Origin of the sequence: Streptomyces sp. S4.7 (genome assembly GCF_010384365.1) — a bacterium.
Classification (GTDB): domain Bacteria; phylum Actinomycetota; class Actinomycetes; order Streptomycetales; family Streptomycetaceae; genus Streptomyces.
In genome coordinates this window covers 3,713,205-3,737,831 of sequence record NZ_CP048397.1, presented here as the reverse complement: position 1 = coordinate 3,737,831, position 24,627 = coordinate 3,713,205, and the positions used below count along the sequence as shown (strand labels likewise).

At 71.6% G+C, this 24,627-nt stretch carries 19 protein-coding genes and 1 pseudogene; 10 read left to right on the top strand and 10 right to left on the bottom strand.

The genetic code is table 11. The features are described from left to right. Nucleotides 1-100 precede the first annotated feature (100 nt). Nucleotides 101-757: a TetR/AcrR family transcriptional regulator gene (locus SSPS47_RS16535; RefSeq protein WP_164251777.1), complete on the bottom strand. Its 657-nt coding sequence runs from the start codon at nt 755-757 to the stop codon at nt 101-103. Between the two features lie 109 nt (nt 758-866). On the opposite strand from SSPS47_RS16535, the gene SSPS47_RS16530 reads away from it, so the two are divergent. From SSPS47_RS16530 to SSPS47_RS16520, 4 genes and pseudogenes are all read left to right on the top strand, one after another. Continuing rightward, the gene (locus SSPS47_RS16530; protein WP_164251776.1) at nt 867-1,913 is read left to right on the top strand and encodes a medium chain dehydrogenase/reductase family protein; all 1,047 of its coding nucleotides are present in this window, start codon (nt 867-869) and stop codon (nt 1,911-1,913) included. A 4-nt stretch (nt 1,914-1,917) separates the two neighbouring features. Beyond that, a pseudogene (locus SSPS47_RS35985) lies at nt 1,918-2,282 on the top strand (helix-turn-helix domain-containing protein); the annotation flags it as partial. A 129-nt stretch (nt 2,283-2,411) separates the two neighbouring features. Further along, complete coding sequence (locus SSPS47_RS35980) at nt 2,412-2,612, top strand: TetR-like C-terminal domain-containing protein (protein WP_275405193.1); 201 nt, start codon at nt 2,412-2,414, stop codon at nt 2,610-2,612. Nucleotides 2,613-2,701: 89 nt separating this feature from the next. Beyond that, nucleotides 2,702-3,349, top strand: a complete 648-nt coding sequence (locus SSPS47_RS16520) for an ABC transporter permease (RefSeq protein ID WP_164251775.1) — start codon at nt 2,702-2,704, stop codon at nt 3,347-3,349. 48 nt (nt 3,350-3,397) lie between these two features. Here SSPS47_RS16520 and SSPS47_RS16515 read toward each other — a convergent pair whose 3' ends face one another. The 3 genes from SSPS47_RS16515 to SSPS47_RS16505 form a co-directional block, all read right to left on the bottom strand. Beyond that, nucleotides 3,398-4,210 (bottom strand): hypothetical protein, encoded by an 813-nt coding sequence (locus SSPS47_RS16515; protein ID WP_164251774.1) that lies wholly within the window; start codon nt 4,208-4,210, stop codon nt 3,398-3,400. 153 nt (nt 4,211-4,363) lie between these two features. Then, nucleotides 4,364-5,770: a metallophosphoesterase gene (locus tag SSPS47_RS16510; RefSeq protein ID WP_275405149.1), complete on the bottom strand. Its 1,407-nt coding sequence runs from the start codon at nt 5,768-5,770 to the stop codon at nt 4,364-4,366. Nucleotides 5,771-6,048: 278 nt separating this feature from the next. Further along, the gene (locus SSPS47_RS16505; RefSeq protein ID WP_164251772.1) at nt 6,049-7,161 is read right to left on the bottom strand and encodes a LacI family DNA-binding transcriptional regulator; all 1,113 of its coding nucleotides are present in this window, start codon (nt 7,159-7,161) and stop codon (nt 6,049-6,051) included. A 414-nt stretch (nt 7,162-7,575) separates the two neighbouring features. On the opposite strand from SSPS47_RS16505, the gene hisC reads away from it, so the two are divergent. From hisC to SSPS47_RS16480, 5 genes are all read left to right on the top strand, one after another. Further along, nucleotides 7,576-8,700: a histidinol-phosphate transaminase gene (gene hisC, locus SSPS47_RS16500; protein WP_164251771.1), complete on the top strand. Its 1,125-nt coding sequence runs from the start codon at nt 7,576-7,578 to the stop codon at nt 8,698-8,700. Between the two features lie 233 nt (nt 8,701-8,933). Further along, a complete protein-coding gene (locus tag SSPS47_RS16495; RefSeq protein ID WP_164251770.1) occupies nt 8,934-10,463 on the top strand; it encodes a cytochrome ubiquinol oxidase subunit I in 1,530 nt (509 codons plus the stop codon). Between the two features lie 23 nt (nt 10,464-10,486). After that, on the top strand, nt 10,487-11,488 hold the full coding sequence (cydB, locus tag SSPS47_RS16490) for a cytochrome d ubiquinol oxidase subunit II (RefSeq protein WP_164251769.1): 1,002 nt from the start codon (nt 10,487-10,489) through the stop codon (nt 11,486-11,488). Between the two features lie 21 nt (nt 11,489-11,509). Continuing rightward, nucleotides 11,510-15,319 carry a thiol reductant ABC exporter subunit CydD gene (gene cydD / locus SSPS47_RS16485; RefSeq protein ID WP_164251768.1) on the top strand — a complete coding sequence of 1,270 codons (3,810 nt, stop codon included), beginning with the start codon at nt 11,510-11,512 and terminating at the stop codon, nt 15,317-15,319. Nucleotides 15,320-15,401: 82 nt separating this feature from the next. Further along, complete coding sequence (locus SSPS47_RS16480) at nt 15,402-17,204, top strand: GAF domain-containing protein (protein ID WP_164251767.1); 1,803 nt, start codon at nt 15,402-15,404, stop codon at nt 17,202-17,204. 38 nt (nt 17,205-17,242) lie between these two features. Here SSPS47_RS16480 and SSPS47_RS16475 read toward each other — a convergent pair whose 3' ends face one another. Next, nucleotides 17,243-18,109 carry a Cof-type HAD-IIB family hydrolase gene (locus SSPS47_RS16475; RefSeq protein ID WP_164251766.1) on the bottom strand — a complete coding sequence of 289 codons (867 nt, stop codon included), beginning with the start codon at nt 18,107-18,109 and terminating at the stop codon, nt 17,243-17,245. A gap of 185 nt (nt 18,110-18,294) precedes the next feature. On the opposite strand from SSPS47_RS16475, the gene SSPS47_RS16470 reads away from it, so the two are divergent. Continuing rightward, nucleotides 18,295-19,188: an LLM class flavin-dependent oxidoreductase gene (locus SSPS47_RS16470; protein WP_164251765.1), complete on the top strand. Its 894-nt coding sequence runs from the start codon at nt 18,295-18,297 to the stop codon at nt 19,186-19,188. Here the strand turns inward: SSPS47_RS16470 and SSPS47_RS16465 are convergent. The 5 genes from SSPS47_RS16465 to SSPS47_RS16445 all read right to left on the bottom strand — a co-directional run bounded on the left by SSPS47_RS16465 (nt 19,178) and on the right by SSPS47_RS16445 (nt 24,589). Continuing rightward, on the bottom strand, nt 19,178-19,753 hold the full coding sequence (locus SSPS47_RS16465) for an RNA 2'-phosphotransferase (RefSeq protein ID WP_164251764.1): 576 nt from the start codon (nt 19,751-19,753) through the stop codon (nt 19,178-19,180). The genes SSPS47_RS16470 and SSPS47_RS16465 overlap by 11 nt on opposite strands. 194 nt (nt 19,754-19,947) lie before the next feature. After that, complete coding sequence (locus tag SSPS47_RS16460) at nt 19,948-20,892, bottom strand: MerR family transcriptional regulator (RefSeq protein ID WP_164251763.1); 945 nt, start codon at nt 20,890-20,892, stop codon at nt 19,948-19,950. Between the two features lie 3 nt (nt 20,893-20,895). Continuing rightward, nucleotides 20,896-21,768, bottom strand: a complete 873-nt coding sequence (locus SSPS47_RS16455; RefSeq protein WP_164254615.1) for a metal-dependent hydrolase — start codon at nt 21,766-21,768, stop codon at nt 20,896-20,898. Nucleotides 21,769-21,824: 56 nt separating this feature from the next. Next, nucleotides 21,825-23,741, bottom strand: a complete 1,917-nt coding sequence (locus SSPS47_RS16450) for an SDR family oxidoreductase (protein ID WP_164251762.1) — start codon at nt 23,739-23,741, stop codon at nt 21,825-21,827. Next, nucleotides 23,741-24,589, bottom strand: a complete 849-nt coding sequence (locus SSPS47_RS16445) for a M24 family metallopeptidase (RefSeq protein ID WP_164251761.1) — start codon at nt 24,587-24,589, stop codon at nt 23,741-23,743. Before SSPS47_RS16445 ends, SSPS47_RS16450 begins: the two co-directional genes overlap by 1 nt. Nucleotides 24,590-24,627 lie beyond the last annotated feature (38 nt).

Sequence of the window (24,627 nt, the reverse complement as noted above, 5' to 3'; positions counted from 1 at the left end):
CGCTGGCGACATGAGAAACATACGAAGAGGCGGCACCCACCGGCATGGGCCCCGAGACCCAACCCCGGGCCCAACCCACGAACTGGGCCCCTGGATGGGCTCAGGTGGCCTTCAGGCGGGCGAGGGTGGTGATGATGCGGTCGGCGATGTCCGGGGGCCAGGGGAAGGACTCGGCCACCGCTCGCTGGTGGGCGAGTCCGTGCAGGCCCAGCCAGAGCGCGACCGCGTCGCTGGACGGGTCGGTGCTGGTGGACTGCCCCGCGGCGGCGCACTCGCCGAGGGTGTCGACGAGGATCCGCATGCTCTCGTCTCCGAGCGAGGCCAGATCCTCCTTGGTCAGTGAACTGTCGTCCAAATCCGGCATCCAGAGCCCGCCGAACATCGTGCGGTAGCGCTCGGGGTGGATCCGGGCGAACTCCAGATACGCCTCGCAGACGGCGTACATCCGTCGCCGGGGGTCGTCCCCGGCCTTCTCCACCGAGGAGAGCAGGCTGTTCCGCAGCCCGGCGAACTCCCCCTGTACGACGGCGAGCATGATGGCCGGCTGGTCGGGGAAGTGCCGGTAGATCGACGGGGCGGCGATTCCGACCCGGCGGGCGACCGAGCGCAGTGTGATGGCGTGTTCGTCGCCCGCCTCGTCGAGGAGTTCCACCGCGGCGGCGATGATGTCCTCCCGCAGGCGCCCGCCCTCGCCGCGACGGTTGCGCGCGCGGCCCTGTTTCGGTGCGGCCGAGGCCGCTGTTCCGGTGCTGTCCATGGTGTCACCTTACGCCGTGAAGGTTATGGCTGTATCCCCGTGCGAACCGAGACTTGCGCTCGTACAGTTACATCCGTAAGCTAACGAGTGCAGCATTGAAGGGAATCCCATGACCACCAGCACCGTCACCGTGAGCGCCACCGAGATCGTCCTGCCCGGCACAGTCGAGCCGGACGGCCTGGAGGTCCGGACCCGTGATCTCCCGGCGCCGGCCGCGGGCCAGGTCGTACTGCGGATGGAAGCGACCGGGGTCGCGTTCGCCGAGCAGCAGATGCGCCGAGGCAAGTACTACGACCAGCCGCCGTTCCCCTTCGTCCCCGGCTACGACGTCGTGGGTACCGTCACCGCCACCGGCCCCGGTGTGGACACCGGGCTCACCGGACGCCGGTTCGCCGCCGTCACCAAGACCGGCGCGTGGGCCAGCCACCTGCTGATCGACGCAGCGGACCTGATGCCCGTGCCGGACGACGTGGACGCGGCCGCCGCGGAGACCGTCCTCGTCAACGGGATCACCGCCTGGCAGATGCTGCACCGGATCGCCAAGGTCCGCTCCGGCGGCATCATCGTGGTGCTCGGCGCCAACGGCGGCGTCGGTTCCACACTCGTACAACTGGCCCGGCACGCCGGGATCACGGTGATCGGCACGGCGTCCCCCCGCCACCACGCCACCGTGCGTGAACTGGGCGCGAGCCCCGTCGACTACCGCGACCCCGGCATGTACGCCCGGATCCGGGAGATCGCCCCGGACGGCGTGGACGCGGTCTTCGACCACGTCGGCGGCGACGCGCTGGAGCAGTCGTGGCGGCTGCTGCGCCGTGGCGGAACGCTGGTCTCCTACGGCACCGCGGCCACGAAGGACGAGGAAGGCAACTCACAGCTGCCGGTGCTCAAGCTGTTCGCCCGCCTGGCGGCCTGGAACTCCCTCCCCAACGGCAGGAGCGCCCACTTCTACAACTACTGGGCGGGTAAGCGCTGCCGGGCCTCCTGGCAGCGCCGGCTGAACGAGGACCTCACCCAGGTGCTGCGACTGGTGGCCGACGGCTCCCTCGTCCCGCAGATCGCCGCGGAGATTCCGCTGACCGACGCCGCGTCGGCGCTGGCACTCGCCGAGTCCCGCACCGTCCTCGGCAAGGTCGTCATCGTCCCCGGAACGTGACGCCGTGGCACTCGCCGCCGACGCGCCCGCTCCCCGCCGCACCCTCCGTCCGAGGAACCGCCGGGGCGAGGGCGGCCACCTGCGGGCCGACATCCTGGCCGCCGCGACCGACCTGCTCGACCACGGCGACGAACGGGCCGTCACCCTGCGCGCCGTGGCCCGGAAGGCCGGGATAGCCACCCTCTCGATCTACCCGCACTTCCCCGGCCGCCCGGCCATCCTGCTCGCCGTCGTCCGCGAAGCCTTCGCCGAACTGGCCTTCCGGCTCCGGACCGCCGTGGACGCGGCAGGCGACGACGCCGAACAGCGCCCGTACGCCGCCTGCCACGCCTATCTCGACTTCGCCGCCGCCCACCCCGAGCGCTACCGCGCCATGTTCGGTGAGCTCGCGAAACCCGCCACCACCGACGGCGGAACCGCCGACGACGGGACGACGGGCAGCAGGACCACCGGCGACGCGCCCCCGGCCCCGGCCCGGCCTCCCTCGGCGCACAAGCCCTGCGCGTCCTCACCGGCGTCCTCGGCGACTGCGTCACCGCCGGCCGCTCCACCAGCACCGACCCCTGCGCCGACGCGGTCGCGCTCTGGCTCGGTCTGCACGGACTCGCTCACCAGCGCACCGTCTCCCACGCCTTCCCCCGGCCCGCCGATCTGGTGCGGCACTTTGCGGCCTCGCTGTCGCGCCTCGGCCCGGTCTGAGCCCGGCCGGACCCGAACTCCCCCGTATTCAGCACCTGCACGCGCCGCCCGACAGGGCTTCCGCGCCCCGACACCCGGAGGTTTCCGCCATGTCCGTCGCCACCCTCGCCTCACAGGCCGCCCACACCCCCGCCCCCACCCCCACCCCCGCCCCCGTCGCTCCGACGGGCCGTCCGACGGGCCGTACGAGCGAGGTCGACAACCGCGCCACCTATGTCAGCTTCGGACTGGCCTATCTGCTCGGACACGGCGCCGCCGCGGTCTCCCAGGGCGCCGCCCCCCTGCTCGACCTGCCCGGGTGGCTGCCCATGACGCTCCTGGGAATCGGGCTCGCGGCCGGCACCGTCAGCGCGACCGTCGCCGCCGGACGCGCACAGCGTGCCGCGACCGACCCCGACGACATCCGCACCGGCAAACTGCTCGGCGCGGCCTGGGTGGTCGCCTTCGCCGCCCTGTTCCTCGCCATCACCGGCCTGACGAACAGTCTCGACATGCCGGACCTGCAGTCCACGCTCTGGCCCACCGGCTCCGGCCTGGTCGTCGGCCTGCTCTATCTCGCCGAGGGCGCCGCACGCCGCAACTCTCTTCACTACGGGCTCGGTTGCTGGCTCGCCCTGACCTCCACCGCGGCGCTCTTCCTCGACACCCCCGGTCTCTACTGGGTCCTCACCGTCGCAGGCGGCGGCGCGTACGCCGTGGCCGCCGTCCTCGAACGCCGCAGCCTCGCGACCCGCTGACCCGCCCGCCGTATCGAGCCCCGCAGGGTGAAGACCCACCCGCGGGGCTCACTCGGGCTTGTGCTCGGGACCGCCGAAGTCGGGGCTGGAGAAGTCCGGGCTGGAGTACGTCGGACGCTGGCCGGCCGTGGCGCCGTCGTCCGGGCTGGAGAAGTTCGGGCGGCTGTAGCCCATCTTCGGCAGATGCTGTGCCGGGCGGACCTTCGGCGCCGGCTCCACGCCGGGCGCGGCCAGGGCCTCGCGCAGGAACGGCAGGATGCCTCGTTCCAGTACGGCGACGCGCCACTCCTCGCGGGCCCGTGACAAGTCGTCGGGCCAGGAGCCGTCCCTGTCGCCGGCCGGGACCTGCGTCGAGGCGTTGCGCAGCGCGGTGATCAGCAGCCCTGCCGCGGCGACCGCCAGGCCGAGGGCCGTGACGGCGGAGAAGAACCAGCCGACGGTCAGCAGCGTGTCGGAGAAGCCCGGCACCGGGCTGAGCATTCTCAGCGCGTACCCGACGAGCAGGAAGACGACGGCAGCCGCGCCCGCGAGGACCGGCACCAGGACGGCGACGACGGCGGCGAGACCCGCGCCGGTCTCGGTGGCCCCGTGCATCGCCGGAGCCAGTACGGAGTTGCCCACCGGCGAGGTCGCCGGGGCCCGGAACTCCTCCCGGATCTTCGCGTAGTGCTCGTACTCCGTCGCGGCGGCGGCGGTTATCAGAGACGTCGCGTTGAGAGCCATCGTGCGCAGTTGTTCGGTATTGAGCCGCTGCCCCACATCGGCCAGATCCGGACGGTCGTGCGCGTGGCGCAGCGTCTCGTCGAGAATCCGCTCGAAATCGGCGCGATCCTCGTTCAGCAGATGCGGAGCGCTGTTCATGTGCGTCCCCCGATGCTCCGTAGAGCCGGATTGCCCGTTGAGAACGGGCGGTTGGCGAAAACGGAGGAGAGCCTGCTACGGATAAGCCGATGGTAGAGCGGTTACGGCACCCGGTGACAGGGGGTTCACCGAAATCGCCCGACCCCACTCTGTTCAGTTATGCAACGGGAGCCGTACGACCAGAAGCTTTCCGGCCATGGTCACTCCGCCGTCCATGGCGATGGCGAGACCGTCCGCGTACACGTGCGGCCCGTCGACGACGGGACCGGCGTTCTCGTCGCCGTCCGAGGCGTCCTCGGTGCCGACCTCACCGAGCAGATACGGGATGGGGCTGTGACCGTGGACGATGCGCCCACCGCCGTACGCGGCCATCAGCTCCCGGGCGGCGTCCGGGCCGCCGTCGTCGCGGAACGCGAAGCGCTTGGTGAGCTTGCGGAAGATGTCCCAGCACTCGTCCGCGTCGTTGCGGGTGAGGATGGCGCGGATGTTGTCGTTGACGTCGTCGATGGTGGTGCCGTAGTCGAGATACGCGGTCGTGTCGGAGTGCATCAGCAGATGCCCGTCCTCCTCGACGAGGGCGTCGAGCCGCGACATCCACTGGAGGTGCACGTCCTGGAGGCGCTCCATGTCCGTCTTCTGACCGCCGTTGAGCAGCCAGGCGGCCTGGAAGGTGGCGGTGCCGGCCCCGGAGTTGACGGGGGTGTCGGCGAACCGCTTGGCGCCGAGCAGCAGCAGCTCGTGATTGCCCATCAGGGCCTTGCAGTAGCCGCCGGCGGCCGCCGCCTCGGCGGAGAGCCGCATGACGAGGTCGATGACGCCGACGCCGTCCGGTCCCCGGTCGGTGAAGTCGCCGAGGAACCAGAGTCGGGTGTTGCCCGCCGCCCAGCTGCCCTCGTGGTCGATGAGGCCCTGTTCGGTGAGGGCGGCGACGAGTTCGTCGAGATAGCCGTGGACGTCGCCGACGACGAAGAGCGGGCCGAGGCCGTCCGCGTCGGCGGGGCTCTCGGCCGGCGCGGCGCGCACCTGGGCGTTCTCGACGCGCTTGATGACCGGGAGATCGCGTTCGGTGGGGGTGTAGCCCTCGGGGGTCTCGTCGCGCGGGACCGCGTTGCCGGGGTGGACGGAGGGGGTCGCGTCGGCGGCGGGCGCGCCCGGCGCCGACGTTGGGGCGGGCGTCGGCGGCGCGGCGGCCACCGTACCGACGAAGCTGCGCGGATCGGGGTGCGACGGGGCGTCAGAGACCCTCGTGGCCGCGGGAGTCGCGGCGGGTGCCGGAGCGGGAGCCGGCGCCGCGGCGGGTCGCCCGACCGGCCCGGTGAGCGAGATGCCCCGCGGATCCGTACGGGGCAGGACACCGAGGCTCCCCGGAGCGCCGGGCTGCCCGGCGACGGGCCGTTCTGCGGGCGTCTCGGACACTTTGGACGCCGTGGGGTCCCCGGGCTCCCCCGGCCGCACGGGAACCTGCGTGTACGGCGGCACCCGGAAATCGCGCAACGTCGCTGTCCGTACCACGGGTCCCTGACCGGCCCCGGCCCCCTGAGTCATCGACCCCTCCACCAACGTCGCGCCTCCGTACACCTTTCGGGCCCGCCTGGTCGGGCGGGACATCCCCACCGGAGGGAGGGGAGGGTCCGCGGTGTCGTGCGCCCATCATAGGAATGCAGCCACCCCTGTGTGACGCACCAGGGGTGGTCAATCCGATTCCACTCACGTTTCACCGGATGTTTTCACGAGGATCGCCCCGAATTGTGCGATCTGCGTCCTGTCCCCGGTACGTACCAGGTTCGTCCGCGGACCGTCTCCGGTCCGTCCCCGGCCGCGTTCCCGGCCCGCCCGCGTCAGTCTCTCGCCGGAGACCTCGGAGCGCTGACCGTGGTGCGGGGCGGGCGCCGTTGGGACGAGGTCCGGACGATCAGCTCCGTGGGTATCACCTGCTCGACCGGCCGCCCGGTGTCGATCCCCTCGATGGCGTCGATGAGGAGCTGTACGACGGCGGTGCCGATACGGCGCGGCTTGAGCGAGAGCGTCGTGATGGGCGGCTCGGTGGTCGCGTACACGGTGGACTCGCTGCAGCAGACGAGCAGCAGGTCCTCGGGCACCCGCAGGCCGTACCGCCGCGCGGCGGCGAGCAGATCGGTGCCGTTGGGATCGAAGAGCCCGTACACCGCGTCGGGGCGGTCGGGCCGGGCGAGCAGCCGGTCGGCGGCCACGGCCCCGGCGCAGGGGTCGTGCGCGGGGTAGGACTCGTACACCGGATCCTGTCCGACGCGCTCGCACCAGCGCAGGTAGGCGGTGGTGGAGAGCCGGGTGTAGGTGTCGGTGGTGGTCCCCGTGAGCAGCCCGATCCGGCGGGCGCCCGCGGCGGCGAGATGGTCGAGCAGATCGAGTACGGCGGCCTCGTGGTCGTTGTCGACCCAGGCGGTGACGGGGAGCGTGCCGGCCGGACGGCCGTCGGAGACGACGGGCAGGCCCTGGCGTACGAGTTCGGTGACGACCGGATCGTGGTCGGAGGGGTCGATCACGACGGTGCCGTCGAGTGCGACGTTCGACCAGACGTCGTGGCGGGAGGTGGCGGGCAGGATGACGAGGGCGTAGCCGCGGGCGAGCGCCGCGGAGGTCGCGGCCCGGGCCATCTCGGCGAAGTAGGCGAACTCGGTGAAGGTGAAAGGTTCATCCCCGTACGTGGTCACGGTCAGGCCGATCAGACCCGACTTGCCCGTACGGAGGGTTCGGGCCGCGGCGGACGGGCGGTAGCCCAGCCGCTCGGCGACTTCACGGACATGTCTGCGTGTGGCGTCGGGTAACCGTCCCTTGCCGTTGAGCGCGTCGGACACGGTCGTGATGGAGACACCGGCTGCGGCGGCCACGTCCCGGATGCCCGCCCGACCTTGCCGGCTGCCCCGGCGGGATGTGTCCGTCCGGCTCACCTGGTGTTTCCCTGCTGGTGTCATGGCGAGCCGATAGTAGGGCGCATCAAGGTGGTAAGGCCGGTCGCATATTCACTCCCCAAGAGTCACGTTTCTGCATGATCAACAAAGCTCAATGGGCATGGAAATCAAGGTCGTTGAGCGATTCGGTTGTGGTCTGTCAAGCGTTGAGCAGGATGGGCCTGGCGAGTGTCCGATGTTTCGAAGAGGTCTCAACTCACCCTCACGGGGGATGCGCGCCACGGAGTGAGCCACCGGCGCGCGCCGGGTTCGCGAGTGCTCCCCTTGCTGGGACCGGCCCCGGGGGGAGTCGGGGACCGGTCTCGCGGGCGGTATTCGCAGCGCCCGTCAATCCTCTTAAGGTGAGCAGTATTGGTACATCCGCATGAGGCGAGCCGACGATGTGCACGCCCCCAGAACGCCCGAGGAGGACCCGCGGTGAGCGAGACGAGCCCGAAGCTGCGCGCCGAGCTGGACGGCATTCCCACCTACAAGCCGGGCAGGCCGGCGGCTGCCGGCGGGCCCGTCGCGTACAAGCTGTCGTCGAACGAGAACCCCTATCCGCCGCTGCCCGGCGTGATGGAGACGGTGCTGGCCTCGGCCGGCGCGTTCAACCGTTACCCCGACATGGCGTGCACCGGCCTGATGAACGAACTGGCCGACCGTTTCGGGGTGCCGGTCTCGCATCTCGCGACCGGCACGGGCTCCGTGGGCGTCGCCCAGCAGCTCCTCCAGGCCACCTCGGGCCCCGGCGACGAGGTGATCTACGCGTGGCGGTCCTTCGAGGCGTACCCGATCATCACCCAGATCTCGGGCGCCGCGTCGGTGAAGGTGCCGCTGGACGCCGACGAGGTGCACGACCTCGACGCGATGGCGGACGCCATCACCGACCGGACGCGGATGATCTTCGTCTGCAACCCGAACAACCCCACCGGCACCGTTGTGCGCCGGGCCGGGCTGGAGCGGTTCCTCGACCGGGTGCCGGACGACGTCCTGGTGGTCCTGGACGAGGCGTACCGCGAGTTCATCCGGGACACCGATGTCCCCGACGGCGTCGAGATCTACCGGGAGCGGCCCAATGTGGCCGTGCTGCGGACCTTCTCCAAGGCCTACGGCCTCGCGGGGCTGCGGGTCGGCTTCGCGATCGCCCACGAGCCGGTGGCCGCCGCGCTGCGCAAGACCGCGGTGCCCTTCGGCGTGAGCCAGATCGCGCAGGACGCGGCGGTCGCCTCGCTGCGCGCCGAGGACGAGCTGCTGGGGCGGGTGGGGTCGCTGGTCGGTGAGCGCACCCGGGTGTACGACGCGCTGCGCGGCCAGGGGTGGACGGTGCCCGAGACGCACGCCAACTTCGTGTGGCTGCGGCTGGGGGAGCGTACGACCGACTTCGCGGCGGTGTGCGAGCGCGCGGGCGTGACGATCCGGCCGTTCGCGGGCGAAGGGGTGCGGGTCACGATCGGCGAGTACGAGGCGAACGACCTGTTCCTGCACACGGCGGAATCGTTCCGCAAGGAGATCGAGGAGGACTCCCGGGGCCGGGGACCCGAGGCCTCCAAGGCGATCTGAGGCGCCTCCGGGCGGTCCTCGCGCACCGTTTTCCGGCGCGCGGTCGCGGTCGGATGTTCGAAGGGGACCCCCCTTGAAGATCCGGTCGGGCCGTGCGCCATACTTTTGCTTGTGAATGTGAACGCGTTCACAAGCGCGTCCCTGTATCCCGGTTCCTCCCGATCAGGCCGGGACCAATAGGGCAGGCCGCCGCCTCACAGGGCCGGCTCGTTAGGAGAAGGAGAGACGACGACGTGGACATCGCACTGGCTCCCGAGACTCTCGCGCGATGGCAGTTCGGCATCACCACCGTCTACCACTTCCTCTTCGTCCCCCTGACGATCTCCCTCGCCGCGCTGACCGCCGGCCTGGAGACCGCCTGGGTGCGGACGTCGAATCCGAAGTACCTCGGGGCGACGAAGTTCTGGGGCAAACTCTTCCTGATCAACATCGCCATGGGTGTCGTCACCGGCATCGTGCAGGAGTTCCAGTTCGGGATGAACTGGTCCGACTACTCCCGCTTCGTCGGCGACGTCTTCGGCGCCCCGCTCGCCTTCGAGGCGCTGATCGCCTTCTTCTTCGAGTCCACCTTCATCGGTCTGTGGATCTTCGGCTGGGACAAGCTGCCCAAGAAGATCCATCTGGCCTGCATGTGGATGGTCTCGATCGGCACGATCCTCTCCGCCTACTTCATCCTGGCGGCCAACTCCTGGATGCAGCACCCCGTCGGCTACCGCATCAACGAGGAGCGCGGCCGGGCCGAGCTGACCGACTTCTGGGCCGTACTGACCCAGAACACCGCGCTCGCCCAGTTCTTCCACACCATGACGGCGGCCTTCATGGTCGGCGGCGCGTTCATGGTCGGCATATCCGCCTTCCACCTCGCGCGCCGCAAGGGCGCGGCACACCGGAAGAACATCCCGGTGATGCGCGCCTCGCTGCGCCTGGGACTGGTCACACTGGTGACGGCCGGCCTGCTCACCGCAGTCAGCGGCGACACGCTCGGCAAGATCATGTACGAGCAGCAGCCGATGAAGATGGCCGCCGCCGAGGCCCTCTGGGACGGCGAGGCGCCCGCGCCGTTCTCCCTCTTCGCCTACGGGGACGTGGACGAGGGCCACAACAGGGTCGCCGTGGAGATCCCCGGCCTGCTGTCCTTCCTCGCCCACAGCGACTTCGATTCCTTCGTGCCCGGCATCAACGACGTGCAGAAGGCCGAGCAGGAGAAGTACGGGCCCGGCGACTACCGGCCCAACATCCCCGTCGCGTACTGGGGCTTCCGCTGGATGATCGGCTTCGGCATGGCGTCGCTGGGCATCGGCCTCCTCGGGCTCTGGCTGACCCGCCGGAAGTTCCTGCTGCCGAAGGCGCTGCGGACCGGCGAGGACGAGGTGCCGAATCTCGTGCTCTTCCGCAACAAGGCGCTCGGCGCGCGGTTCGCCCACATGTACTGGCTCGTCGCCCTGTGGACGATGCTCTTCCCACTGATCGCCAACTCCTGGGGCTGGATCTTCACCGAGACCGGCCGGCAGCCCTGGGTGGTCTACGGGGTGCTGCGCACCGCCGACGCCGTCTCCCCCGGCACGTCCCAGGGAGAGGTGCTCACCTCGATGATCGTCTTCACCCTGCTCTACGCGGTGCTCGCCGTCATCGAGGTCAAGCTGCTCGTGAAGTACGTCAAGGCGGGACCACCGGAGTTGACGGACGACGACCTCAACCCACCCACGAAGATCGGCGGCCACGACTCCGAGGACGCCGACCGCCCGATGGCCTTCTCCTACTGAGGCTTGAGGAGTTGATCTGAGTCATGGAACTCCACGACGTCTGGTTCGTACTGATCGCCGTCCTGTGGACCGGCTACTTCTTTCTGGAGGGCTTCGACTTCGGGATCGGCGTCCTGACGAAGCTGCTCGCCCGAAACCGCAAGGAACGCAGGGTCCTCATCAACACCATCGGACCCGTCTGGGACGGCAACGAGGTGTGGCTGCTGTCGGCCGGCGGGGCGACCTTCGCCGCGTTCCCCGAGTGGTACGCCACCCTCTTCTCCGGCTTCTACCTCCCGCTGCTGCTCATCCTGGTCTGTCTGATCGTGCGCGGCGTCGCCTTCGAGTACCGCGCCAAGCGGCCCGAGGAGCGGTGGCAGCGCAACTGGGAACACGCGATCTTCTGGACCTCGCTGCTGCCGGCGGTGCTGTGGGGCGTGGCCTTCGGGAACATCGTGCGCGGTGTGAAGATCGACGCGGAGATGGAGTACGTGGGCAACCTGGCCGACCTGCTCAACCCGTACGCGATCCTCGGCGGGCTCGTGACGCTGACCCTCTTCACCTTCCACGGCGTGGTGTTCGCGGCGCTCAAGACGGTGGGGGACATCCGGGCGCGGGCGCGGAAGCAGGCGGTGGCCCTGGGGCTGCTCACGGCCGTGCTGGCGATCGGATTCCTGAGCTGGACCCAGCTCGACAGCGGCGACGGCGCGAGCCTGGGGGCGATGGTCGTCGCGGTGGTGGCGCTGGCCGCCGCGGTAGTGGCGATCCGGGCGGGCCGGGAGGGCTGGTCGTTCGCGCTCTCCGGGCTGACGATCGTGGCCGCCGTGGCGATGCTCTTCCTGACGCTCTTCCCGAACGTCATGCCGTCCTCGCTCAACGAGCAGTGGAATCTGACGGTGACCAACGCGTCGTCGACGCCGTACACCCTGAAGATCATGACCTGGTGCGCGGGCATCGCCACGCCCGTCGTGCTGCTCTACCAGGGCTGGACGTACTGGGTCTTCCGCAAGCGCATCGGTACGCATCACATCGCGGACGCGCACTAGCTGACTGGGCGGGTGTTTCACGTGAAACCGATCGATCCGCGTCTGCTGCGGTACGCAAGGGCCACCCGGCGCTTCCTGGTGGCGGTGGTGGTCCTGGGACTCGCCGGTGCGGGGCTGGTCGTGGCCCAGGCGCTGATCATCGCCGAGGTGGTGGTCGGCGCGTTCGGGGACGGGCTCGACGCCTCCGGGCTGCGTACGCCCCTGCTCCTGCTCGGCGCGGTCGCCGCCGGGCGCGGACTGGTCGCGTGGCTGACGGAGCTGGCGGCGCACCGGGCGAGTGCGGCGGTCAAGTCCGAGCTGCGGGGGCGGCTGCTGGAGCGGGCGGCCGAGCTGGGGCCGGGGTGGCTGAGCGGTCAGCGCACCGGGTCGCTCGTCGCGCTGGCGACCCGTGGCGTGGACGCGCTGGACGACTACTTCGCGCGCTATCTGCCGCAGCTGGGGCTCGCGGTGGTGGTGCCGGTGGCGGTACTGGCGCGGATCGTCACCGACGACTGGGTGTCGGCGGGCGTCATCGTGCTGACGCTGCCGCTGATCCCACTGTTCATGGTGCTCATCGGGTGGGCCACGCAGTCCCGGATGGACCGTCAGTGGCAACTGCTGTCCCGGCTGTCGGGTCACTTCCTCGACGTGGTCGCGGGGCTGCCCACGCTGAAGGTCTTCGGACGGGCGAAGGCGCAGGCGGAGTCGGTCCGGGAGATCACCTCGGAGTACCGGCGGGCCACGCTCCGTACGCTGCGGATCGCGTTCCTTTCGTCCTTCGCGCTGGAACTGCTCGCGACCCTGTCGGTCGCGCTGGTGGCCGTGGGGATCGGGATGCGGCTGGTCCACGGGGACCTGGATCTCTACACGGGCCTGGTGGTGCTGATCCTGGCGCCCGAGGCGTATCTGCCGCTCCGGCAGGTGGGGGCGCAGTACCACGCGGCGGCGGAGGGGCTGGCGGCGGCGGAGGAGATCTTCGCGGTGCTGGAGACGGGGGCGGGGGCGGGTGGTGCCGGCGGTGCGTCTGGTGCGGCGGCCGGGGCTTCCGGTGGCATCACGGAGGTGCCGGACTCACCGCGGCTGGAGTTCGGAGGTGTGACGGTCCGCCACGAAGGCCGTACGGAGCCCTCGTTGGACTCGGCGACGCTGGTGGTCGAGCCGGGGGAGACGGTCGCCCTGGTCGGCCCGAGCGGCGCGGGGAAGACGACGCTGCTGAACGTGCTGCTCGGCTTCACGGCCCCCACGGAGGGCCGCGTACGGGTGGGCGGGACCGACCTGTTGTCCCTGGACCTCGACCGCTGGCGCGAACGGATCGCCTGGGTGCCGCAGCACCCGTACCTCTTCGCGGGGACGATCGCGGAGAACGTACGCCTGGCCCGCCCGGACGCGGACGCCACCGCCGTACGGAAGGCGCTGCGCGACGCGGGGGCGTACGACTTCGTGACCGCGCTCCCCCAAGGTGCGGACACGCTTCTCGGCGAGGACGGCGCGGGCCTCTCGTCCGGCCAACGCCAACGCCTCGCCCTGGCACGGGCCTTTCTCGCCGACCGCCCACTGCTCCTGCTTGACGAGCCCACGGCGGCGCTCGACGGCGAGACGGAGGCGGGCATCGTGGAGGCGGTCCGCCGCCTGGCGGTGGGCCGCACGGTCCTCCTGGTGATCCACCGCCCGGCGCTGCTGTCGGTGGCGGACCGCGTGATCGAACTGGGCGACCGGACGGCGAGGGCGGATGCGGGGGCGGTCATCTGGCCGTCCCTCACGGGCCGGGCGCCGGCGGAGCCGGCTTCCGGGCTCGGTGGGATCGGGTCGCCTGCGGCAGCGGGCGCGGCTGCCGGTTCGGAGGGGGCGGTCATCTGGCCGTCCGGTACGGGCCGGGCGTCGGCGTCGGCGTCGGCGGAGTCGGCCTCGGGGCTCGGTGGGATCGGGTCGCCTGCGGGAGCCGGCGCGGCTGCCGGTTCCGGGGCGGACGTCACGGACACCGCGCCCGACCGGCCCACCGATGCTCGCCGGACGTCGGCGTCGACGGCCGCAGAGGCGGGCTCCGGGGCGCCCGGTGGGACCCGCGGGGCCGAAGGCTCCGGTGTCGTCGGTGACGTCCGGGCCCACCCGCTCGCCCGGATGCGGGCCGCGGTCGGCGCCCTGCGGGGGCGGTTCGTCGTGGCGTTGGTGCTGGGGAGTCTGGCCCTCGGCTCCGCCGTCGGGCTCATGGCCGTGTCCGGGTATCTCATATCGCGGGCGTCCGAGCAGCCGCCCGTGCTGTATCTGATGGTCGCCGTCACCGCGACGCGTGCGTTCGGGATCGGGCGGGCCGTCTTCCGGTACGCCGAGCGGCTCGTGTCCCACGACGCGGTGCTCCGCATGCTGGCCGACCTCCGGGTCTCCGTCTTCCGGCGCCTCGAACGCCTCGCCCCCGCCGGGCTGCGCGAGGCCCGGCGCGGTGATCTGCTCTCCCGGCTCGTCGCCGATGTCGACGCGCTCCAGGACTACTGGCTCCGCTGGCTGCTGCCGGTCGGCTCCGCCGTGCTCGTCGGCGTCGGCGCCGTCGGATTCACCGGCTGGCTGCTGCCCGAGGCCGGCGCGGTGCTGGCCGTCGGACTGCTCGCAGCGGGCGTCGGCGTGCCGCTGGTGAGCGGTGCCCGCGCGCGCCGGGCCGAGCGGCGACTCGCCCCGGCGCGGGGCCTGCTGGCGACGCGGGTCGCCGAACTCCTCGAAGGCTGCGCCGAACTGACCGTGGCAGGCGCCCTCGGCAGCCGCGTCCGCGCCGCGCGCGCCGCCGACGCGACGCTGACGGCCATCGCCGCACGCGGCGCCACCGCCACCGCGCTCGGCGGCGGCCTCTCCGCGCTGATCTGCGGTCTGACGGTGGCGGCCGCCGCGTACGCCGGAGTGGGCGCCGTGCACGACGGGCGGCTTCCGGGCGTCGCGCTGGCCGTCGTCGTACTGACCCCGCTCGCCGCGTTCGAGGCGGTCGCCGGTCTGCCGCTCGCGGTGCAGTACCGGCAGCGGGCGGCACGCGGCGCCGAGCGGGTGTGGGAGGTGCTGGACGCGCCCGTCCCCGTACGGGAGCCCGAGCGCCCGGCCGCCGCTCCCGCCACGCCGTTCCCGCTGGAGGTACGGGGTCTGGCGGCCCGTTACGCGGGGCAGGAGCGCGACGCGCTCCGTGGCGTCGATCTGACCCTGACGGCCGGGAAGCGGGTGGCCGTGGTGGGCCCGTCCGGCGCCGGGAAGACGACGCTCGCGCAGGTGCTGCTGCGGTTCATGGACGCCCGCGAGGGCGGCGTGAGCCTCGGCGGGACGGACACCGCCGCGCTGGGCGGTGACACGGTGCGGCGCTTCGTCGGGCTGTGCGCACAGGACGCGCACCTGTTCGACAGTTCCGTACGCGAGAACCTCGCTCTCGCCCGCAAGGACGCGACCGAGGACGACCTCCGCGACGCCCTGCGCCGCGCCCGTCTGCTGGACTGGGTCGACTCGCTCCCCGCCGGCCTCGACACCCTGGTCGGCGAGCACGGCGCGCGCCTGTCGGGGGGCCAGCGGCAGCGCCTCGCACTGGCCCGCGCGCTTCTCGCCGACTTCCCCGTCCTCGTGCTGGACGAGCCCGCCGAGCATCTCGACCTGGCGACGGCCGACGCGCTGACCGCGGACCTGCTGGCGGTGACCGAGGGGCGGACGACGCTGCTCATCACCCATCGGCTTCAGGGGCTCGACGCGGTGGACGAGGTGATCGTGCTCGACGAGGGGCAGGTGGTGCAGCGCGGGCCGTACGCCGAGCTCGTCGCGGTCGCGGGGCCACTGCGGACGATGCTGGAGCGTGAGCGAGGTCCGCTCGCGCCGGTCCATCAACCGGCCTGATCAGCGGTGTCGTCAGCGGCTCGGCCGGCCGACCCCGTCAGCCGACTTTCCTTATCAAATAGTACTAATTAGGGTCAAGGGCATGAAGGCGCCCGAACCCGAGAACTTCCCCGAGGCCGACGCGGCGCGCCGTCTCCAGGGCCGGTCCACCGAGCTGACCGCCCGCGTCCCGCAACTCCTCGAAGCCATGCGCTCCGTCGGCACCGGCCTCGAACTGCACTCCACCCTCGACCGGATCTGCGAGACGGCGGCCCGGCTCGCCGGCGCCCGCTACGCGGCGCTCGGCGTCGTGGACGAGACGGGCGGCGGCCTCTCCGACTTCGTCACCTACGGCGTCGGCGATGACGTCGCCCGGCAGATCGGCAACCGCCCGGACGGCCACACCGGACTGCTCGGCGAACTGATCCGCCACCCCGAAGCCATCCGCCTCACCGACCTCACCGCCGATCCGCGCTCGGCCGGTTTTCCTCCGCACCACCCGCCGATGCGGACGTTCCTCGGAGTCCCCATCCGCGTCCAGGGCGAGATTCTCGGGAACCTCTACCTCACCGAGAAGCACGACGGCACCGAATTCACCGACCACGACCAGCACATGGCGCGGGTGCTCGCGACCGAGGCGGGTCTCGCCATCGGCAACGCGCGGCTGTACGAGGCGGCCCGCCGGCGTGAGCGGTGGATCGACGGTTCGGTCGCCGTCACGACGGCCCTGCTCTCGGGCAAGGACGCCGACCACTCCGGCCGCCTCGAACGCCCCGTCGGTACGGAGGCGACCGAGGGCACCGAGCGCACCGAGCGCACCGAGCGCACCGACTACGCCGACCGTGCCCACCACGCCCTCATCGTCGTGGCCGAACAGGCACGCAGGCTCGCCGACTCGGCCGCCGGCCTCGTCCTGCTGCCCACCTCCGACGGGGGACTGGAGATCGTCGCCGTCTCGTCCGACACCCCGGACGTCTCCGTCGGCACCCGGATCCCGGGACGGAGCGCCATCGTCGCCAAACTGCTGGCCGGGGAGTCCGTCTACATAGAGGACTCCAGTACCGACTCGCGGCTGGTCTCCCCGCAAGCCGCCCATTTCGGCCCGACCATGGTGCTCCCCCTGCACAGCGACGGCCGGGTGCTCGGCGTGCTCGTGACACCGCGTGCGATCGGCGGCCGGCCCTTCACCGAGTCCGAACGCACCCTCGCCACCCAGTTCGCCTCACAGGCGGCCCTCGCGCTGATGTTGGCCGAGGCACAGCGCGACAGGGAGCGGCTCGCGGTTTTCGAGGACCGCGACCGGATCGCCCGCGACCTGCACGACTTGGTCATCCAGCGGCTGTTCGCCGCCGGGATGATGCTGGAGACCGCGCAGCGTCAGTCGGACGTGCCCGAGGTGCGTACGGGCATCGGCAAGGCGGTCGACGAGCTGGACGTCACCATCCAGGAGATCCGTACGGCCATCTTCGCGCTCCAACAGGGCTCATCCGAGGCGCCGTCCGGGCTGCGCACCCGGGTGCTGCGGGAGATCAACATGGCGGCCGTGCCGCTCGGCTTCAAGCCCGCCCATCGCTTCGTCGGCGCGCTCGACTCGGCCGTCGGCGAACTCACCGGCAAGAACCTCATCGCGGCGCTGCGCGAGGCCCTCTCCAACACCTTCCGGCACGCGCGGGCCTCCCGTATCGAGGTCACGGTGGACGCGAGCGCCGTGCTGCCCGACGGCACGCCCGCCGTCCGGCTCTCGGTCGCCGACGACGGCGTGGGCATCCCCGAGGGCGACCGGCGCCGCAGCGGACTGCGGAACCTGCGGCGGCGCGCCGAGTCGCTGGGCGGTTCGAGCGAGGTCGGGCCGGGCCTCGGCGAGGACGGCACCGGTACGACAGTGACCTGGCAGGCCCCGCTCTAGGGTCTGTCCGCCGGAGGTTTCCAAAGGCTTTCCGGTCGTCAGCCCCGCCCCGACGCCGCCCGCGCGCGTGCCACCAGACGTTCGATGACGACGGCGACACCGTCCTCGTTGTTCGCCACGGTGCGTCCGGACGCCGCCGCGATCACGTCCGGATGCGCGTTGCCCATCGCGTACGACGTACCGGCCCACGCCAGCATCTCCACGTCGTTCGGCATGTCCCCGAAGGCGACGACCTCGTCGGAGGAGATACCGCGCTCGGCGCAGCAGAGCGCGAGAGTGCTCGCCTTGCTCACCCCGAGGCCGCTGATTTCGAGCAGCGCGGTGGGGCTGGAACGGGTGAAGGAGGCCAGGTGTCCGGCGGCCGTACGGGCCAGCGTCAGGAAACCGTCGGGTGTCAGGGTCGGGTGGTGCGCCAGCAGCTTCACGACCGGTTCGCCGTCGCCCGGCCCGCCTTCTTGGAGGAGCTTCTCGGCGGCGGCGACGTTCGCGCCGCCGTCGTCCAGGAACGGCGGGTACTTCGGCTCGTAGTCGAAGCTCGTCGTCTTCTCAATGGCGAACGCGGTGCCGGGCGCCGCGTCCCGCAGCGCCCGTACGACGTCGAGCGCGACGGCCCGGTCCATCCCGCGGACCTTCACCAGCTCCCCGCCGCCGTGCAGATCGACGACGACGGCCCCGTTGGCGCAGATGGCGAGGCCGTGCCGGTGCACATGGTCGCTGACGACGCCCATCCAGCGGGCCGGCCTGCCGGTGACGAAGAAGACCTCGATCCCGGCCTCCTCGGCGGCGGCGAGCGCGGCGACGGTGCGCTCCGAGACGGTCTTGTCGTCGTGCAGCAACGTTCCGTCAAGATCGGTGGCGATCAGCCGGGGGCGGGCGGGAAGCGGGGACTCGCTAGCTGAGGTCACGCGCCCATTCTCCCGCACACATGTGAACGTGAGTGCGGAGCACGCACATGTGAGCGCCCTCACGCCCGTAGGTGGCGGACATCCACCGCACCGCCCCGCCGCCGCGCCCGCGGCACCGAACTGCCGCGATGCCCGCCCACCGCCTGCCGCGCGGCGCCTCGAAGGCGGGACGTAGGGTCGGGGCCATGCGTCTGAGCACTGTGATTCTTCCCGTCCGCCGCTGGCACGAGGGCGGTCGCGACGAGTGGTCGCGCGCCGAGGAGCTGGGTTTTCACGCGGCGTACACCTACGACCACCTGTCGTGGCGCACCTTCCGGGACCGCCCGTGGTTCGGCGCGATCCCGACCCTGACAGCCGCCGCGGCGGCCACCGCCCGGCTGCGGCTGGGCACGCTGGTGACGTCGCCGAACTTCCGGCATCCGGTGACGCTCGCCAAGGAGCTGATATCGCTGGACGACATCTCCGGTGGCCGGGTCACCCTCGGGATCGGGGCCGGCGGGACGGGCTTCGACGCCGTGGTGCTCGGGCAGGAGCCCTGGTCGCCGCGTGAACGGGCCGACAGGTTCGCGGAGTTCGTGACACTGCTCGACCGGCTGCTGACGCAGGACGCGGTGACGGCCGAGGGGACGTTCTACTCGGCGGTCGAGGCGCGCGACATTCCGGGGTGTGTGCAGCGCCCGCGGCTGCCGTTCGCCGTCGCCGCCACCGGGCCGCGCGGACTGAGGCTGACCGCGGCGTTCGGCCAGGCCTGGGTGACGACGGGGGATCCGAAGCTCTTCGAGTCGGGCACGGCCGAGGAGTCGCTGGAGGCGGTCCGCGGACAGATCGGCCGGCTCGGCGAGGCGTGCGCGGAGATCGGGCGTGACGCGGCCGGTCTGGAGAAGATCCTGCTCAGTGGCTTCACACCGGGCCGTCCGCTCGATTCGTTCGACGCGTTCGTGGACTTCGCGGGACGGCACTTCGAGCTCGGGATCACGGAGATCGTGGTCCACGCGCCGATCCCGGACTCCGACTTCGCGATGGAGCCGGCCCTCTTCGAGCGGATCGCCACGGAAGGGTTGGCGCAGCTCAGCCGCTGAAGCGGAGGTAGCACGGCGGTACGGCGTCGGCCAGCCAGACGCCGTTGGCGCTCACCCGGAAGACATGGCCGTCGCGGTGCATGGCGCCGGCGTCCACGGGCAGGACCACGGGCCGGCCGCGGCGCGCGCCGACGCGGGTCGCCGTCTCGCGGTCGGGCGAGAGATGGACGTGGTGGCGGTTCATGGGCCGCAGGCCCTCGGCGCGGATCGCGTCGAGGCTGCGGGCGACCGTGCCGTGGTAGAGGTACGCGGGCGGCTCGGCGGGCGGCAGGTCCAGGTCGACCTCGACGGTGTGGCCCTGATTGGCGCGGATCCTGTCGCCCTCGATGGTGAAGCGCCGTTTGTCGTTGACGGCCACGACATGGTCCAGCTCCGCGCGGGTGATGGGGAAGCGGTGGTCGGCCGTGGCGCGGAGCAGCGCGTCGACCTCCACCCAGCCGTTCGGGTCGAGCGTGAGGCCGATCCGCTCGGGCTGGTGCCGCAGGTGCTTGGAGAGATACTTCGACACCTTCACGGTGCGTCGCTCGTCGGGCGTTCCCGTGCCCGGTGTTCGTGTGATGGTCATTCGCACAGCGTGCCCGGTGGTGTCGGGTGGCCGCCACTCATTTCGGTCCCGTCCCCGGCGCACCGGCCCCGTTCCGAAGCGCTTCGATCCGATCCGATCGATCGGAAAACGATCAGTGCCGAAATGTTTGATCCACAGTCAACTCGACTTATCCACAGGCTATTTGACGAGTCTGTGGACAACTGCTGGACGGATTAACCTATTTGGTCAAGTTGAGTGCTCTGTCTGTGGGTTGTGGTCAGGGCGTCCAACGTCCTCGCCCCCAGCTCCCGTTCGGCCGCCGCAGCGATGAACGCCGAGGTGTTCTCCTCGCCAACCAGCGCCTGTACGGCGTCGATCGTGGTGGCCGGCAGCCGTACGGAACGGGTCCGCGCACCCGCCGGTCCCGGTTCCCCGTCCATCAGATGCTGCTGGAGATGGCGCGTCGCGAACAGCCGCATGGCGCGGGCCAGTTCGGCGTCCACGGTCTGCCGTGCCAGCGGTCGCAGCCGCCGTACGAGCGAGGCCGCCTCCGCCGCGTCCGCGTCCGTCGGCGGGTGATGCCCCAGATACCGCGCGAAGACGTGCTCGGTCGTGAACTCCAGGAAGCGCGCGGCGATGTGCTCGACCTGGCCGCGAAGTTCCCGCAGATGGGCGGAGATCGCGGTCAGCGGCACCCCGGCCGCGTACAACTCGGCTGCCACCGACAGCTCTTGAGGGCTCGGTACGAGGAACTCGTCGTCGCGCCCGGGGATCCGCTCCAGCACCCCCAGCTCCACCGCCTCGGCGAGCGCCGCGTCGTCGGGAGAGCCGCCGAACCGCTCGTCCAGCTCCGCGCGGGTGATCCGGACGGCGTGCTCGTCCGTCCAGGGCCCGTGCACCTCGGCGACCAGGCCGAGCACCCCGCCGAGACCGCGCCCGGTGTCCCACGCCTCCAGCAACTCCTTGATGGAGGCCAGCGTGTAGCCCCGGTCGAGCATGTCCGCGATCTGCCGCAGCCGGGCCAGATGCCGGTCCCCGTACACATTGGCCCTGCCCCGCCGCTCGGGGGTCGGCAGCAGCCCCCGGTCCTGGTAGGCGCGGATGGTCCGGACCGTGGCGCCGCTCGCGTGCGCCAAGGCCTCGATCCGGTACCGGCCACCCGCCGGGGTCCCCGGCACGCCCTACCTCAGGGCGGCGCGGCCGACGGCCCCGGCCGCGGGCGAGGTCGCGAGATAGTCGGCGGCCCTGCGGAGCGAGCCCTCCTGCGAGGGGTGGTACGACCGCCGGAAGTACCGGGGCACCGCCGAGCCCAGCTCCCGCCAGGTGGGCAACAGGCCCTTGGCCACGGCCCGGTTGTGCTCGCGCAGCGAGTAGCGGGGCCCGCCCGCGAGCTGCGGATCGTGCCGGATCAGATACGCCGCTCCCCGGCCCCAGAGCCAGAGCATCACCGGCGCGGTGACGGCCATCGTCTCCAGCCTGCGGGCGTAGCGGACCGGATCGGGGCCGCCGCAGTGCTGGTACATGTCGAAGGCCACCGACCGGTGTTCGACCTCCTCGGCGCCGTGCCAGCGCAGCAGGTCGAGCATGACCTCGTCGGCCCCCGCCCGGTCCAGCGCGTCCGCGCGCAGCACCCAGTCCCCCAGCACCGCCGTGAACTGCTCTATCGCGGCGACGATCGCCAGCCGGAACCGCAGCCACTCCCGCTGGGGCCACGGCACCCCGAAGGGTGGCCTCTCGCCGAGGAGGATCTCGAAGAGGTAGTCGACGTGCCGGGTGTACGGCGTGGTGTCCAGCCGCTGCTCCGCGAGGTGGCTGAGCACATAAGCGTGCTGCACGCTGTGCGTCGACTCCTGGCCCATGAAGCCCTTGACGTCCCCCAGCAGGACCGGGTCGTCGACCAGCGGCAGGGCTTCCTTGAAGACCTTGACGAACCAGCGCTCGCCCGCGGGGAGCAGCAGATGCAGGACGTTGATGACATGGGTGGCGGTGGGCTCGTCCGGTATCCAGTGCAGCGGGGTCTCCCGCCAGTCGAACGACACCCGGCGCGGAGCGATCGCATGATCCTCCCTCCGGGGGTCCTCGCGCGGTTCCCGGCCGTTCGCCGACGCGTTCACAGCGGTGGCTCCAGACGGGCTATCGCGCGCAGCGTCCTGGGCGCGAAGCGGGACAGCAGCCGGGCTCCCCGGGCCTCCGGAGTGACCGGTACGACGGCCTCGTTACGGACGACTGCCCGCAGGACGGCGTCGGCGACCTTCTCCGGCGGGTAGTTGCGCAGCCCGTACAGCCGGGACGTTCTCCTCCGGCGCCGTTTCTCCTCCTCCGCGGAGACTCCCGTGAACCGCGCGGTGGCCGCGATGTTGGTGTTCACGAAGCCGGGGCAGACGGCGGTGACGCCGATGCCCTGGCCGGCCAGCTCGGCGCGCAGGCATTCGCTGAGCATCAGCACCGCCGCCTTGGACGTGCTGTAGGCGGGCAGGGTCCGCGAGGGCTGATAGGCCGCCGCCGACGCGGTGTTGACGATGTGCCCGCCCTGGCCGCGGGCCGCCATCTGTCCGCCGAATATCCGGCAGCCGTGGATGACGCCCCAGAGATTGACGTCCAGGACCTTCTTCCAGTCCTCGCTCGTGGTGTCCAGGAACGGTCCCGAGAGCCCGATCCCCGCGTTGTTCACCAGGACGTCCACCGTGCCGCACTCGGAGGCGACCTTCTCGGCCAGCTTCTCCATCGCCTGCTCGTCGCCCACGTCGACCGTCTCGGCCCACGCCCGCGGTGCGCCGATCAGCCGGGCCATCTCGGCGGTCCTGGCGACCCCTTCGGCGTCCCGGTCCACGGCGACGATCCGGGCGCCCGACTCGGCGAACGCGAACGCGGTGGCCCGCCCGATGCCGCTCGCGGCGCCGGTCACCAGGACGAGCTGTCCGCCGAACCGCTCCCCGTAGGGGCCGCTCGGCACCAGGTCCCGCACCCGGCGGGCCCGGCTCTCCCGGCGCGCCTTGCCGGCCGTTTCGATCGCCGTCACGATGTCGGCATCGCTCACCGGCTCCGGGTCGGGCTCGTGGGCCATGACGAACTCGGAGATCCAGGAAGCCAGTTGATCCGGTCGCGTACGCGGCACCCAGTGCTTGGCGGGGAGCGTACGGCGCACCAGCTGGGGCACCCACCGCTCCAGGTCGTCGTAGAGCCGCTCGGAGAGGAAGGCGTCGCCGGTCGGGGTGATCAGCTGGACCGGCGCGTGCGCGTGCGCGTCGGCGCGGGGCCGGCTCAGCCGGGCTCGGATGTTGTCCCGGTAGAGCCAGGCGCCGTGCGCGGCGTCGTCCGGCAGCGATGCGGTCGGATAGGCCTCGATGCGTTCCGTGCCCGCCGATTTCCCGCGTGCGCCGCTTCCCCGCTTCGCGGGCCGACGCCCCGACGGCAGCTTCTCGAACCGCTCGAGGATCCTCGGCCACTGCCTTCCGAGCGGCCCGCGCCAGGCGAGCTCGGGCAGCACCGGGGTGTGCAGCATGTACACGTACCAGGACTTGGCGCCCTGGCCGAGGAGCTGGCCCACCGCGCGCGGGGTGGGCCGGGTCATCCGCCGTTTGATCCAGTGCCCGAAGTGGTCGAGCGAGGGACCCGACATGGAGGTGAAGGAGGCGATGCGGCCCGACGTGCGCCGTACGGTCACGAACTCCCAGCCCTGCACCGAGCCCCAGTCGTGCCCCACCAGATGCACCGGGCGGCGCGGGCTCACCGCGTCGGCCACCGCCAGGAAGTCGTCCGTCAGCTTCTCCAGGGTGAAGCCGCCGCGCAGCGGCTTCGGCGCCGTCGAACCGCCGTGCCCCCGCACGTCGTACAGCACCACGTGGAACCGTCCGGCGAGCCGGGCGGCGACCCGGGACCAGACCTCCTTGCTGTCCGGATAGCCGTGCACGAGCAGGACCGTCGGCCGCGCCGGGTCACCCAGCTCGGCCACGCACAGATCGATCCCGCCCGTGCGGACCCTGCGCTCACGCGCACCGGCCGGCCACGGACCTGACTGAAGCGACATCACGCACCCTCCGCCCAACGCCGCACATGCGGCAGATCGTCATCCAGCCAGAACGCGCTCTGAGCCGGGTCCCCTGAGTCGGTGACCACCAGGATCTCCTCGAACTTGGCGCCCGTGCCCCGGAATCCGAGGTGCGGCTCGACCGCCCACAGCCCGGGTCTCGGCGGGTGGTCGGAGAATCTGTATGGACTCCACAGGGGCGACCAGCCGTCCCGGTGCCCGTGCAGCGCGTCGCTCGCCAGGCCCTTGAGCGACTGCGTACCGAAACCGAGAACACGCGGTGACCAGCGCCGGTCCTTCACGCGGTCGACCTTGTGGGCGATCACCCCGAAGGGGTAGGCCCGGTGTCTGTTCTCATATCCCTGCCGCACCATCAGCCTGTCCACGTCCTCGTATATCTCCCGCAGCGGACGCCGCTCGCGCACCTCGCGCAGCAGCAGGTCGCGGTGGGCCCGCAGATCGGCGAGCAGCTTGTCGTGCAGCGGGTCGGGGCCGGGGCCGAGACGGCCCGAGTAGCCGACATCGGCGGTGTAACCCCGGTGGACCGGCGCCAGGTCGAGGATGAACGGCATGCCCTCCGTCAGCCTGCGATCGGTGGGGAAGAACTGGAGCGGGATCCGGAACCCCTTGAAGGCCGTGCGGTCCCCGAACCAGGCGAAGGGCAGATGGAACCAGTCGCGCACCCCGCGCGCCCGCAGCCACTCGCGCTGCATCCGGGCCGCCTCGCGCTCCGTGACACCGGGCCGCAGGCGCGCGGCAACGGCTTTGGCGCACTCGTAGGCCAGCCGCTGCACCGATCTGAATCCGCGCAGCTCCGCGGTCTGTTCGCCCCTCACCGCCGAAGCCATGCCACCCCTCTGTGCCGTGTGCCGTGTGCGGTACGCAT